Genomic DNA, 13,544 nt, shown 5'->3' with positions numbered 1-13,544 from the left:
CGAGGCGGGCGAGCGGCAGACCGCGCGCGGCGGCCGCGCCGGCGAGCTTGTGGATCAGCACGGTGCCGGCGATCCCGCGCCGCTGGCCACGCTCGACGCGGCCGCGCAACGAGACGTCGTCGGCGACGATGACCGTTTCGACCGGAATGCCTTCGGCCCGCGCGAGCTCGGCGGCGAGCCCGAAATTGAGCCGGTCGCCCGTGTAGTTCTTTACGATCAGCAGCGCGCCGTTCGGGCCGGCGCTGGCGCGGATCGCGGCGAGCACGGCGTCGGTGGACGGCGACGTGAACACTTCGCCGCAGACGGCCGCGCTCAGCATCCCTTCGCCGACGTAGCCGCCGTGCGCGGGCTCGTGGCCGCTGCCGCCGCCGGAGAGGACGGCGACGGCGCGCTGTGCCGGCTCGGGCAGCGGCTGGCGGACGAGCACGTGCTCGTCGCCGTGGATCGCGACATGCGGCGACTGCCGTGCGATGCCTTCCAGCATTTCTCGCACGACATCGGACGGGCGGTTGACAAGCTTTTTCATGGCGACGGATTCCGGACGGGTGAACGAGGCTCGGCCGGGCCTACACGGGCGCCGGACGGCCTTTCGTGTTGCGGAGGATCGTGCGGGCGCGCTGTCGCCGGGGGCAGGTGGTCATGTATGGGATGACCGTATGCAGGGGCGAGACGCGGCGCACGCTTCGCGCCACGATACATCAGGTTCGGACGTTGCGGCACGGATCGCGGCGCGATCGCACCGGAGCGGGGTGGCGGCGCGTTCCCATACGCGGCTACTTCATCGCCGCAATTTCCTTCGCGCGAATCAGCCGCGCGCGCAGCACGTTGCGGCTGATGCCGAGCAGTCGCGCGGCCTGGATCTGGTTGCGGTGGCTGAATTCGAACGCGACACGCATCACGGTGTCCTCGATGCGTTCGAACAGGTTGCCGTGATCCTCGTCGAACAGGTCGCGCAGCGCGCGTTCGAGCGCGGCCTGCGCGCCGGCGGCCGGCTCCGGCGGGGTCGTGGCGGCCGCCGGGACGCCCGGCGACGCGATGTGCAGGTCGGCCTCCTGCAGCGCGTCGTGGCGGCTCACGAGCAACGCGTGGTGGATCACGTTTTCGAGTTCGCGGATATTGCCGGGCCAGCCATGTGCCTCGAGCCGGCGCTCGGCGCGCGGGTCGATGCTGCGCGGCCCGTAGCCGAGGCGGCTCCGGTAGTCGTCGAAGAAGTGGCGCGCGAGCGGCAGGATGTCGCCCGGGCGTTCGCGCAGCGTCGGCACCGCGAGCTGCACGACGTTGAGCCGGTAGAACAGGTCGCCGCGAAACTGTCCGTTCGCGACGGCTTGCTGCAGATCGACGTTGGTCGCAGCGACCACGCGCACGTCGATCGGCACGCCCGTGCGCGACCCGAGCCGCACGACCTCGCGCTCCTGCAGCACGCGCAGCAGCTTGACCTGCATCGACAGCGGCAGGTCGCCGATCTCGTCGAGAAACAGCGTGCCGCCGTTCGCGGCTTCGAACCAGCCGGGCTTCGCGCTGAACGCGCCGGTAAACGCGCCTTTCTCGTGGCCGAACAGTTCGCTCTCGACGAGCGTTTCGGAGAACGCGCCGCAGTTCACCGCGACGAACGGCCCGTTGCTGCGGCGGCTGAGGCCGTGCACGTGTCGCGCGATCAGTTCCTTGCCGGTGCCGGTCTCGCCGACGATCAGCACGTTTGCGTCGCTCGGCGCGACCAGGCGAATCCGTTCGAGCAGCGCGACCGAGCGCGGATCGACGAACACCTGCGCGCGGGCACGAATGGACGTCGCGAGCGCGGGCCGGTCGGGCAGCGTGAGGACGGGCGCGGCGTCGGGCCACGCATCGGAAGGGGTGTGGTTCACGAGTAGAAGCCCGGCGTCGGATAGGTTCGCTTGAGCGCCCATTCGCCGATCTCGCGAATCTTGTAGGCGAGCGGGTCGTGGAGCGTATGGGTGCGCAGGTTGCGCCAGTGCCGGTCGAGCCGCAGCGCGCCGTGCGTCGCGCGTGCACCGGCGACGTCGAACATGCGGGTGCAGAGATCGAGCCCGGTGCGCGCGGCCGACACCTTCGCGGCTGCCGTGGCGAGCGCAACCTGGCCGCGCTCCGCATGCGTGAGCGCCGCATCGCGCGCCCACGCCGCATCGAGGCGGTCCGCCGCGCGATCGGCGAGTACGCGTGCGGCTTCGAGCCCGACCCAGAATTCGCCGTACTGGCCGAGGATGTACGGATCGTCGCCGGTGCTCGCGACCTGCGCGCCGGGCCACGGCCGCGCCTCTTGCAGCGTGTAGTGCCGCGCGTCGTTGAACGCGGCTTCGGCGATGCCGAGATACACGTTCGTCAGCACGAGCTGCGCGACGAGCGGGCGCAGGCACGCGAACGGCGTCGACAGCGGGCCGGGATCCGTCAGCAGTTCGTGATCCTCGACGCGCACTTGCTCGAACGTGACCGTGCCGCTGTCGGTCTGGCGCTGGCCGATGTTGTTCCAGTCGTCGGCGATCGAGATGCCGCTGCGCTGCGTCGGCACGGCGGCGATCAGGAACGCGCGCGTGTCGGCGTCGTGCGCGGACGCGATCAGCATCTGCGAATCGAGCGCCCCCGAACAGAAGCTCTTCTGGCCGCTGAATTCGTGCCATGCGCCGCGCGAGCGGCTGATCGTGCGCGCGTCGAGCGGATTCAGCGCGTTACCCCAGAACCACTGCTGGCGCGCGGTGCGCTCGAACCACGATTCCCACTGCGCGGGCGCGCCGAACAGCCGCACGGTTGCGAGCATCAGATGATGGAAGCCGAACACGTGCGCGAGCGAACTGTCGGCGGCCGCGAGCACGCGGACGACGTCGAGCGTCGTGCGCCAGCTCGCGCCGAAGCCGCCGTAGGCGGCCGGGATGCTCAGCGCGAGCAGGCCGCTGTCGCGCAACTGGTCGCGCTCGGCCTTCGGCGTGCCGCCCTGCTCGTCGCGCTCGGCCGCGGTGCGGGCAAAGCCGGCCGCCAGGCGCTCGGCGATCTGCAGGGCGTCAGGGGGTGCCGGTTCGTCGCGGGGCGGCGTGACGACGCGCAGGCTTTCCGCGCGGGGCGATACGGAAATGGAGGTCATGGCAATGAGTGCGTCGGGGCGCTGCACGAAAACAGTCAGGTCGCGATGGGCGTTGCTGACCGGGTGCTGCGTGATCAGCAGAGTGTTCATCGTTTTACGCCACGCGGGAAACATCGATTTCTGATAACCAATGCCGGATTGCTGCGCTGGACGCAGCCGCGCGCGGCGAGATCGTGTGGCGCAGCGATCGGCGGCACGCAAAGTGACGATGCAGCAGCCATGCCGACGCTCCCGCAGGGACACGATGCGTCGCGCGGGCGCATGAACGCGGCAAGCGGACGCCGCATGCCTGCCGGAATCCGTGTCGAAACGGAAAAACGTGCTTGGCGTGCGTTGCGTTGCTGATCACGCAGCAGCGCATCAGCAGCGTTGTTTCCCCGAGTTCATCGTGCTGCGGAATATGGTTTTGACGTCGCCGCTGGCACGCTTATCAACGTGCGTCGATCGGCGGGAGCGTCACGACAGGCCGTCGATCGCAATGCATTTCGTCATGCAGACGATCGATTTTCGTCGCGATCGTCGAAATGGCACGCTCCTTGCTGACCCATGACGTGACGGGTGCGTCGGCACCCGACTCGACAATGGGAATGCAACCGATGAGCAATGCAATCAACGTGGTCGCGATCTCGGGCGGCCTGCAACGGCCGTCGCGCACGCGGGTGCTGACCGACGCGATCGTCGCGGCACTCGGCGCGGCGCTGCCGATCGACACGCGGCTGATCGAACTCGGCGAGATCGGCGGCCGGCTGGCCGGCGCGCTGACGCGCAAGCAGGTACCGGCCGACCTCGACGCGCAGATCCGCGCGATCGAGACGGCCGATGCGCTCGTCGTCGCGAGCCCCGTGTATCGCGCGTCGTACACGGGCCTCTTCAAGCACCTGTTCGACCTCGTGCATCACGAAGCGCTGATCGACGTGCCCGTGCTGCTGGCGGCCACCGGCGGCAGCGAGCGTCATGCGCTCGTGATCGACCATCAGCTCCGCCCGCTGTTCAGCTTCTTCCAGGCCCGCACGCTGCCGATCGGCGTGTACGCATCCGAAAGCGATTTCGACCAGTACCAGATCGCGAACCCGGCATTGCGCGCGCGTATCGCGCTCGCCGTCGATCGCGCGGTGCCGCAACTGCGCCCGCATGCGCTTTCCGTCGCGGCCGCGTAGGCCGCCTGCGTTTTCTCTCTCGACCAGGACACACTCATGAGCCATACCGATCCTTCCGCCGACGGCGTCAAGTTCGCCTACTGGGTGCCGAACGTCAGCGGCGGCCTCGTCGTCAGCACGATCGAGCAGCGCACCGACTGGAGCCTCGAATACAACCAGCAGCTCGCGCGCACGGCCGAAGCGGCCGGCTTCGAATACGCGCTGAGCCAGATCCGCTTCACGGCCGGCTACGGCGCCGAATACCAGCACGAGTCGGTGTCGTTCAGCCAGGCGCTGCTGCACGCGACGACGACGCTCAAGGTGCTCGCCGCGATCCTGCCGGGGCCGTGGCATCCGGCCGTAGTTGCGAAGCAGCTCGCGACGATCGACCACATCTCGAACGGGCGCATCGCGATCAACGTGGTGAGCGGCTGGTTCAAGGGCGAATTCACCGCGATCGGCGAGCCGTGGCTCGAGCACGACGAACGCTATCGGCGCTCGAAGGAATTCATCCAGGCGCTGAAGGGCATCTGGACGCAGGACAATTTCACGTTCAAGGGCGATTTCTACCGTTTCAACGACTACACGCTGAGCCCGAAGCCGCTGCAGAAGCCGCATCCGGAGATCTTCCAGGGCGGCAGCTCGCGGGCGGCGCGCGACAACGCGGCGAGCGTGTCGGACTGGTACTTCACGAACGGCAATACGCCGGAGAACCTGAAGGCGCAGATCGACGACATCCACGCGAAGGCGGCGGCGAACAACCATCGGGTGCGGATCGGCGTCAACGCGTTCGTGATCGCGCGCGATACCGAGGAAGAGGCGAAGGCGGTGCTCGACGACATCATCCGGCACGCGCACGTCGAGGCCGTGCATGCGTTCGGCGATGCTGTGAAGCAGGCCGGCAGCGCGTCGCCGGAAGGCGAGGGCAACTGGGCGAAATCGACGTTCGAGGATCTCGTGCAGTACAACGACGGCTTCCGCACGAACCTGATCGGCACGCCGCAGCAGATCGCCGAGCGGATCGTCGCGCTGAAGGCGATCGGCGTCGATCTCGTGCTCGCCGGGTTCCTGCATTTCATCGAGGAAGTCGAGTACTTCGGCAAGCGCGTGCTGCCGCTCGTGCGCGAACTCGAGGCGCAGCGGCAGGCGGTTGCCGCGTGATGCGGCGGCGGGCCGCTCCGCTTCAGGGGCGCGCTCGCGACCGTTACGCCACGCCCGCCATCTTCGACGCATCGACCACCATCTGCACGCCAAGCCCACCCAGCACGAGCCCCATCGCCCAGCGCTGTGCGAGCAGCAGCGTCGGGCGCCCATGCAGGAACTTCGCGATGCTGCTCGAACAGATCGCCACCAGCCCGTTCGCGGAAGCGAACGCGGCGATCAGCAGCGAACCGAGAAACAGCGATTGCCCGAGCACGCTGCCGCTCCCGTAGTCGATGAACTGCGGCAGCAACGAAATGAACAGCATCGCGAGCTTCGGATTCAGCACGCTGGTCGTCGCGCCCATCGCCAGCAGCCGAAGCGGCCGCTCGCTGGGCAACGCCTGCACTTCGAACGGCGAACGGCCGCCGGGCCTGACGGCCTGCCACGCCAGATACAACAGGTACGCCGCACCGACCACGGCCAGCCCGCTGCCCGCATAGGGCACGCTCATGAACAGCGTCGTGATGCCGAACGCCGCGCCGAACATGTAGAACAGGTAGCCGATCATCACGCCACCGAGTGAAATGAGCCCCGCCGTGCGTCCTTGTGCAATCGAGCGCGACATCACGTAGACCATGTTGGGCCCGGGCGTGACCGCGAGCATGCCGCCGATGACGAGAAATCCGTAGAGCGATCCGGACGTGTGCATATCTGCTGATTCCTGCAACGAGTGAGGGTTGACGGGATTCATTGTCCGACCGTGGAGAGGAACAGTAAAACGGGATAAACTGAATCGATTGATCAGTTTTTCTGAATACGATGAAAAAGCTCGACCTCGATGTGCTCGCGATGGTGGTGGCCGTTGCCGAATCCGGATCGTTCGCGCAGGGCGCGCAGGTGGTGCACCGGTCGCCGTCGGCGGTGAGCATGCAGATCAAGGCGCTGGAAGATGCGCTCGGCAAGCCGCTCTTCATCCGCGACACGCGCAACGTGACGCCGACCGACGACGGCACGATGCTCGCCGAATACGGCCGCCGGATGCTGGCGATGCGCGACGAGGCATGGGCGTCGGTCGTGCGCCCGGAGATCCGCGGCCGCGTGACGATCGGCGTGCCCGACGATTACATTTCGTCGCTGCTGCCGCAGGTGCTCGGCAAGTTCGCCGCGATGCATCCGCGCGTGGAACTGCGCGTAATCGGCCAGCCGAGCAGCGCGCTGGTGCCGATGCTGAAGGACAACACGGTCGATCTCGCATGCCTCACGCGGATCAAGGGCGTGGCCGGCGAACTGATCCGGCTCGAACCGCTCGTCTGGACCGGGTCGTCGAAACGGAACGTATGGGAAGAGCGGCCGCTTCCGGTGGCCTTCTTCACGTACGGCGGCAGCATGGCGCGCGATCGGGCGGTCAAGGCGCTGAACCGGCGGAAGATCCCGTACCGGATGTCATACGAAAGCCCGAGCCACCTCGGCCTTCTCAGCATGGTGGAGGCCGGGCTCGCGGTCGCGCCGCTGGCGCGCTGCTGCATTCCCGATCATCTCGTGCAGCTGTCGGAAAGCCACGGGCTGCCGCCGCTGGGCGAACTCGAGGTCGTGCTCGCGCGCAGCGCGCAGTCGGCGCGCCCGCCGTGCGACTACCTGGCCGAGCAGATTCTCGGCGAATGGCGCACCTGAGCGGCCCGCCGGTGGCCGCGTTTCAGCACGATTTCAGCAGCCATTCGCGGAACGCGACGAGCGACGGCAGCGTCTCGTTCCCAGGCGGGTAGACGAGGTAGTAGCTGCGCTGGCTGGTGATCGCGTCGCCGATCGACACGAGCTCGTTGCGGCTCAGCTCGTCTTCCACCAGCACCTTCGGCACCAGCCCGATCCCCATGCCGGCCCGCACGGCCTGGATCAGGTGCGACGTCAGCTCGAAGCTCGGGCCGATGCGCATCTCGCGATGGTCGAGCCGATAGTGCGAGAACCATTCCGCCCACGCCTGCTGGTTACTCGTCACGCCGAGCAGCGTCTGTTTCGCGGCCCACGCCGGCGAATGCGCGTCGGCCTTGCGGCGGCTGCCGGTGTCCGGCGGCGCGATCGCGATCAGGAACTCGTTGTACAGCCGGTGTGCGTGCAGGCCCGGCCAGTCGCCCGCGCCGACGGTAATGGCCGCGTCGAGGTCGTCGTTGAGGAAATCGATGCCGCCGATCCGCGAATGAAGGTGCACGGTCACGCCCGGATGCGCGGCGTAGAAGTCGTGCAGGTGCGGCAGCAGCCATTTCGAGCCGAACGTCGGCAGCGTCGCGAGCCGCAGCGTGCCGGCGCCCGCCTGGTGGGACATCGCCTGCAGCGTTGCGCCGCGGATGCGCCCCAGCGCGCCGCTCAGCTCGGTGAAGTAGCGCCGCCCGACCTCGGTCAGCTTGACCGAGCGGCCCTCGCGCCGGAACAGCGGCACGCCGAGCTGGTCTTCCAGCGTCTGGACTTGCCGGCTGATCGCGCTCTGGCTCAGCGACAGCTCTTCGGCCGCGCGCGTGTAACTTTCGTGCCGCGCGGCGGCCTCGAACACGAGCAGCAGCGACATCGACGGGGTGAGGCGACGGTAATTCATGAGTTTTATGCAATATTCGCCGGATGAGAATTCGTTTGTTTCTCATGGAAGTTCCAAAGATACTGCAATTCCCGGTCGCGTGGAAACTTGCTAAAAAATCATGTTTCGGCCACGCGAACCGGCCGGTTCCACCCACACTGCGCCTTTACCCCATGTCGATCGCCTCGTTGCCCCGTCCCGCCAGCCCGCCCGCGCATGCGTACCGTGACTTTCTCGCCGCGTTGCAGGCCGCCGGCTTCGCCGGGGAAATCCGCGCCGACCATGCGAACCGGACGGTGCAGGCCACCGACAACTCGATCTACCAGCGTCTGCCGCAGGCGGTGATCTGTCCCGCGCATGCGGACGACGTCCGGCTGCTGGCGCGGCTGCTCGCCGAGCCCGCGCATCGCGACGTCGCGGTGGCCGCGCGCGGCGGCGGCACGGGCACCAACGGGCAGTCGCTGACCGACGGCGTGGTCGTCGACCTGTCGCGCAACATGAACCGGATCCTCGAAATCGACGTCGAGCAGCGCTGGGTGCGCGTGCAGGCGGGCGTGGTCAAGGATCAGCTCAATGCGGCGCTGAAGCTCCACGGGCTGTTTTTCGCGCCGGAACTGTCGACGTCGAACCGCGCGACCGTCGGCGGGATGATCAACACCGACGCGAGCGGGCAGGGCAGCTGCACGTACGGCAAGACGCGCGATCACGTGCTCGAGCTCGATTTCGTGCTGATGGGCGGCGAGCACCTGCACAGCGACGCGCTCGCGGACGACGAACTGGAGCGCCGCTGCGCGCGGCAGGACCGGATCGGCAAGGTGTACCGCACCGCGCGACGCATCAGCGACGACAAGGCGGCGCTGATCGACGCGAAGTTTCCGAAGCTCAACCGCTGCCTGACCGGCTATGACCTCGCGCACCTGCGCGAACCCGATGGCCGCTTCAACCTGAACAGCGTGCTGTGCGGCGCCGAAGGCTCGCTCGGCTTCGTCGTCGAGGCGAAGCTCAACGTGCTGCCGATCCCGAAGTATTCGGTGCTGGTCAACGTGCGCTATGCGGGCTTCATGGACGCGCTGCGCGACGCGCGCGCGCTGCTCGCGCTTCGGCCGCTGTCGATCGAGACGGTCGACTCGAAGGTGCTGATGCTGGCGATGAAGGATTTCGTGTGGAGCAGCGTGGCCGAGTATTTCCCGCAGGACGACGCTCGGCCGACGCTCGGCATCAACCTGATCGAATTCAGCGGCGACGACGCGGATGACGTCGACGCGCGCGTGCGCGCGTTCGTCGACCATCTGCGCACCGATACGAGCGTGGAGCGGCTGGGCCACACGCTCGCGGCCGGCGACGACGCGGTGAAGCGCGTGTATGCGATGCGCAAGCGCGCGGTCGGCCTGCTCGGCAACGTGCAGGGCGAGGCGCGCCCGCAGCCGTTCGTCGAGGACACCGCGGTGCCGCCCGAGAACCTCGCCGCGTACATCGCCGAATTCCGCGCGCTGCTCGACGGTCACGGGCTGCAATACGGGATGTTCGGGCACGTCGATGCCGGCGTGCTGCACGTGCGGCCGGCGCTCGACATGAAGGATCCGAAGCAGGCGGCACTGGTGCGGCCCGTGTCGGATGCGGTGGCCGAGCTCACGCAGCGCCACGGGGGGCTGTTGTGGGGCGAGCACGGCAAGGGCGTGCGCTCCGAATATGCGCCGGCGTTTTTCGGCGAGCTGTATCCGTCGCTGCAGCAACTGAAGGCCGCGTTCGACCCGCACAACCAGTTCAACCCGGGCAAGATCGCGACGCCGCCGGACCACACGATGCGGCTGCTGAAGATCGACGAAGTGCCGACGCGCGGCGATCACGACCGGCAGATCGACGAGCGCGTGTGGCAGAGCTACGGCACCGCGATGCACTGCAACGGCAACGGCGCGTGCTACAACTTCGACCCGGACGACGCAATGTGCCCGTCGTGGAAGGCGACGCGCGAGCGCGTGCAATCGCCGAAGGGGCGTGCGTCGCTGATGCGCGAATGGTTGCGCCTGCAAGGGCAGGCCGGCGTCGACGTCGTCGCGGCGGCGCGCGCGCGGCAGCCGTTCCTGAGCAGCCTTGCCACGCGCTGGCGCAACAGCCGCGCGGCGCGCAGCGGCGAAGCCGACTTCTCGCACGAGGTGTACGACGCGATGGCCGGGTGCCTCGCGTGCAAGTCGTGCGCGGGGCAGTGCCCGGTGAAGGTGAACGTGCCGGAGTTTCGCTCGCGCTTCCTCGAGCTGTATCACCAGCGCTACCTGCGGCCGCTGCGCGACTACCTGATCGGCTCGCTCGAATTCACGATGCCGTGGATGGCGCGGGTGCCCGCGCTGTACAACGGGCTGATGCGAGCAGGATGGGTGCGCACGGTGCTGGAGCGGCACGTCGGCATGGTCGACAGCCCGCTGCTGAGCCGCTTCGATCTCGCGGCCGTGATCCGTCAATGGCAGGTAAAACCGGCCGACCCGCAGGCGCTTGCCGCGTTGAGTGATGCGCAGCGCGCACGCAGCGTCGTCATCGTGCAGGACACCTTCACGCGCTATTTCGATACCGAGCAACTGGCGACGCTGATCGAGCTGGCGGCGCGCACGGGCTTTCAGGTGTGGCTCGCGCCACTGGCGCCGAACGGCAAGGCGCTGCACGTGCAGGGCTTTCTGCGGGCATTCGAAAAGGCGGCGATCCGCAATGCGACGCAGCTGGCCGCGCTGGCGCGCTCGGGCGTCGCGCTGGTCGGCCTCGATCCGGCGATGACGCTCACGTATCGGCAGGAGTACCTGAAGGTGACGGGGCTCTCGGATGTGCCGAAGGTCGCGTTGCCGCAGGAGTGGCTGCTGCAGGCGTTGCCGGAAGCGGGCACGAGCGGTGTGACCGGGTCGTACCGGTTGCTGCCGCACTGCACCGAGAAGACCAATGCACCCGACAGCGGCAAGCAATGGGCGCAGGTGTTCGCGCGACGCGGGCTGCGTTTGCAGGTTCAGGCGACCGGGTGCTGCGGGATGTCGGGCACCTACGGGCACGAGGCGCGCAATCTCGCGACGTCGAAGACGATCTACGCGCAGTCGTGGGCGGCGCACGTGGACGGGCCGGACGACGGAGGCGAGGCGCTGGCGACCGGCTATTCGTGCCGCAGCCAGGTGAAGCGGATGTCGTCGAAGCAGGTGCGGCATCCGTTGCAGGCGCTGCTCGATCACGTGCGGGCGGCGGGGTGACGATCGGTTGATGCGTTCGGGCGACCTGCGCCCCATGCGCCGGATGCCCGGCGCGCGGGTCGTCGTTCGTTCGGCCCCGGGTTCGCGACGGCCCGCGTGGCTTCAGGGGATACCCTGAATGGCAGCAACGTCACAACATCTGCCCCATTCGTTATATGCGGGCGCGCTGCGTCGACTCGATACTCTCGGCACATACCGGTGCTGAACATGAGACGAGTCAATCACTTACCTGCCGATGACGCATCCTGCGGCTGGTTTCACCTGAGCCGGCAACGGCAACCCGCCGCGTCGCACGCGGGCAAGACGTCGGCCCGCTGGGTCGTCGTCGGTGCCGGGCTGACGGGCCTGGCGGCCGCACGCCGGATCGCGCAGCATTACCCGGACGATCCGGTGGTCCTGCTGGAAGCTCAGGAAGTCGGATATGGCGCTTCCGGGCGCAATTCCGGGTTTGCGATCGACCTGCCGCATGACATCGGGGCATCCGATTACATCGGAGATCCGGCCACGGCCAGGATGAGCCTCAAGCTCAACCAGGCTGCGCAGAGCATTCTCAAGGGGCTGGTGGCCGAACACGGGATCGATTGCGACATGCGACCCGTGGGCAAGTACCAGGCGGCCGTCGAGCCGCGCGGCATCGCGGTGCTGGATGCCTACCGGCGAGGGCTCGACAAGCTCGGCGAGCACAGCGAAGTGCTGTCGGAAGCCGAACTGCCGGAGCGTATCGGCACGCATTTCTACAAGAAGGGTCTGTTCACGCCGGGCACGATCCTGCTGCAGCCGGCCGCGCTGGTGAAGGGGCTTGCGGACAGCCTGCCGGAGAACGTCACGCTGCACGAGCACACGCCGATTTCTGCCGTCGATTACGGCAGCAGGATCACGCTCGCGCATGCACACGGTGAAATCGTCGCGGACAAGCTGCTGCTGACCAACAACGCGTTTGCGTCGAGCTTCGGCTTCCTGAAGCGCCGGCTGCTGCCAGTCTTCACCTACGCAAGCATTACGCGCGTGCTGACCGACGAAGAGCAGACGCGGCTGGGCGGCGCGCCGGTGTGGGGCATCATCCCGGCCGACCCGTTCGGCAGCACGCTGCGGCGCACGCCGGACAACCGGCTGCTGGTGCGCAACAGCTTCAGCTTCAACCCGGACGGCCGCAGTAACGAACGCTTCCTGCAGCGTGTCCGGCACCGTCATCGCGCGTCGTTCGAGCGGCGCTTTCCGATGTTGCCGAATGTCGAATTCGACTACACGTGGGGCGGCGCGATGTGCCTGTCGCGCAATCACCTCGCGCATTTCGGCCTGCTCGCGCCGAATGTCTACGGCGCGCTGTGTTGTGGCGGGCTGGGCATCACGCGCGGGACCATTACCGGCACGCTGCTGGCCGACTGGCTGGCGGGCGAGCGCAACGAGCTCATCGAGTTCCTGCTGTCGTCTCCCGGCCCCAACCTGAATCCACCGGAGCCGTTCCTGTCCATCGGCGCGAACCTGAACCTGATGTGGGGGCAGTGTCGCGCCGGAAAGGAGAGCTGAACGTTCGACACGGGAGAAATCGTCGTGATCAGACTAGGTATTCTCGGTGTGGGTGACCTCACCGAAAAGATGGTGCGTGGCTTGCTGCACGATACGGGCGGGATCGAAATCCTGCTGTCGCCACGCAGCCGCGAAAAAACGCAAGCGCTCGCGCAGGAACACGGGTGCCGGGTCATGGCCGACAACCAGGCCGTGGTCGATGCGGCCGACGTCCTGCTCGTGGGCGTGCGCCCGGCGCAACTGACCGAACTCGCGCGGGAAGTCACGCCGAGGTGCGACCAGACGCTGATCTCGGTGGTCAGCGGCGTATCGGTGGGCGAGCTGCAACGGCTGTTCGGCATCGACCGGTGCGTTCGCGCGATGCTGTCCTATGCAGCCGAGATCAACCGCTCGACGGTCGCGCTCTATCCGTCCGACGCCGATGCGCAGGCGCTGTTGCGCCCGCTCGGCAACCTGATCGCGCTGGCGAGCGAGACCGAGTTCGAACTGGCAACGGTCAGCGCGTGCATGAACGGCTGGTTCTACTTCCTGCTTCACGACCTGCAGCACTGGCTGGTCGAGAAGGGGCTGCCGTCCGGACATGCGCGAGCGCTGGTCCTGAGCAGCGTCGACGATTGCGTCGCGTATGCACGGCATCGCGATGCGTTGCCGATCCGCGATCTCGGTCGTGCGATTGCGACGCCCGGCACCTTTACCGAACAGGGCCTCGAGATGCTGGGGCTGCATCAGGCCAATGCGGCATGGAACGCGGCGTGCGAAGTCGTATTCGATGCACTGCTGGCCGGGTCGTTGACTGACCGCGAGAGTGCGCCTCCGGTGTCCTGACGACGCGAATTCGGGCGGCACCCTACCTGAACGCGCGC

Annotated in this window: 11 protein-coding genes; 6 read left to right on the top strand and 5 right to left on the bottom strand. The window is 67.7% G+C overall.

Going from position 1 to position 13,544, the window contains the following annotated elements:
* The 3 genes from G3N61_RS02435 to G3N61_RS02425 all read right to left on the bottom strand — a co-directional run.
* A partial coding sequence (locus tag G3N61_RS02435) for a dihydroxyacetone kinase subunit DhaK (protein WP_205821353.1) occupies positions 1-526 on the bottom strand: 526 nt, incomplete at its 3' end.
* A gap of 247 nt (positions 527-773) precedes the next feature.
* On the bottom strand, positions 774-1,862 hold the full coding sequence (locus G3N61_RS02430) for a sigma 54-interacting transcriptional regulator (protein ID WP_205821351.1): 1,089 nt from the start codon (positions 1,860-1,862) through the stop codon (positions 774-776).
* The gene (locus tag G3N61_RS02425; RefSeq protein WP_241017515.1) at positions 1,859-3,181 is read right to left on the bottom strand and encodes an acyl-CoA dehydrogenase family protein; all 1,323 of its coding nucleotides are present in this window, start codon (positions 3,179-3,181) and stop codon (positions 1,859-1,861) included. The genes G3N61_RS02430 and G3N61_RS02425 overlap by 4 nt, the downstream gene beginning before the upstream one ends.
* Positions 3,182-3,687: 506 nt before the next feature.
* Between G3N61_RS02425 and msuE the strand changes: the two genes are divergently transcribed.
* Together msuE and sfnG are read left to right on the top strand one after the other, a co-directional pair.
* Positions 3,688-4,248, top strand: a complete 561-nt coding sequence (gene msuE, locus G3N61_RS02420; protein ID WP_175020929.1) for an FMN reductase — start codon at positions 3,688-3,690, stop codon at positions 4,246-4,248.
* A gap of 36 nt (positions 4,249-4,284) precedes the next feature.
* Positions 4,285-5,388, top strand: a complete 1,104-nt coding sequence (gene sfnG / locus G3N61_RS02415) for a dimethylsulfone monooxygenase SfnG (RefSeq protein WP_205821349.1) — start codon at positions 4,285-4,287, stop codon at positions 5,386-5,388.
* 43 nt (positions 5,389-5,431) lie between these two features.
* Here the strand turns inward: sfnG and G3N61_RS02410 are convergent, their stop codons facing one another.
* Positions 5,432-6,079 carry a LysE family translocator gene (locus G3N61_RS02410; RefSeq protein WP_089454607.1) on the bottom strand — a complete coding sequence of 216 codons (648 nt, stop codon included), beginning with the start codon at positions 6,077-6,079 and terminating at the stop codon, positions 5,432-5,434.
* A 110-nt stretch (positions 6,080-6,189) separates the two neighbouring features.
* On the opposite strand from G3N61_RS02410, the gene G3N61_RS02405 reads away from it, so the two are divergent.
* A complete protein-coding gene (locus tag G3N61_RS02405) occupies positions 6,190-7,041 on the top strand; it encodes a LysR family transcriptional regulator (protein ID WP_089454606.1) in 852 nt (283 codons plus the stop codon).
* Between the two features lie 22 nt (positions 7,042-7,063).
* Here the strand turns inward: G3N61_RS02405 and G3N61_RS02400 are convergent, their stop codons facing one another.
* Positions 7,064-7,954: a LysR substrate-binding domain-containing protein gene (locus G3N61_RS02400; RefSeq protein WP_205821347.1), complete on the bottom strand. Its 891-nt coding sequence runs from the start codon at positions 7,952-7,954 to the stop codon at positions 7,064-7,066.
* Positions 7,955-8,106: 152 nt separating this feature from the next.
* Here G3N61_RS02400 and G3N61_RS02395 point away from each other — a divergent pair, with 152 nt between their 5' ends.
* The 3 genes from G3N61_RS02395 to G3N61_RS40195 all read left to right on the top strand — a co-directional run bounded on the left by G3N61_RS02395 (position 8,107) and on the right by G3N61_RS40195 (position 13,506).
* Positions 8,107-11,154, top strand: coding sequence for an FAD-binding and (Fe-S)-binding domain-containing protein (locus G3N61_RS02395; protein WP_205821345.1), 3,048 nt, complete (start codon positions 8,107-8,109; stop codon positions 11,152-11,154).
* 207 nt (positions 11,155-11,361) lie between these two features.
* Entirely contained in the window at positions 11,362-12,681 is a 1,320-nt protein-coding gene (locus tag G3N61_RS02390) for an FAD-binding oxidoreductase (protein ID WP_089454603.1), read from the top strand.
* A 24-nt stretch (positions 12,682-12,705) separates the two neighbouring features.
* A complete protein-coding gene (locus G3N61_RS40195) occupies positions 12,706-13,506 on the top strand; it encodes an NAD(P)-binding domain-containing protein (protein ID WP_089454602.1) in 801 nt (266 codons plus the stop codon).
* The last annotated feature ends 38 nt before the right edge of the window (positions 13,507-13,544 follow it).

The sequence above is a fragment of the Burkholderia sp. Ac-20349 genome (assembly GCF_017104865.1).
Classification (GTDB): Bacteria; Pseudomonadota; Gammaproteobacteria; order Burkholderiales; family Burkholderiaceae; genus Burkholderia; species Burkholderia aenigmatica.
Note: the sequence above shows the minus strand (reverse complement) of the source record. Positions and strands in the feature narration are given on the sequence as shown.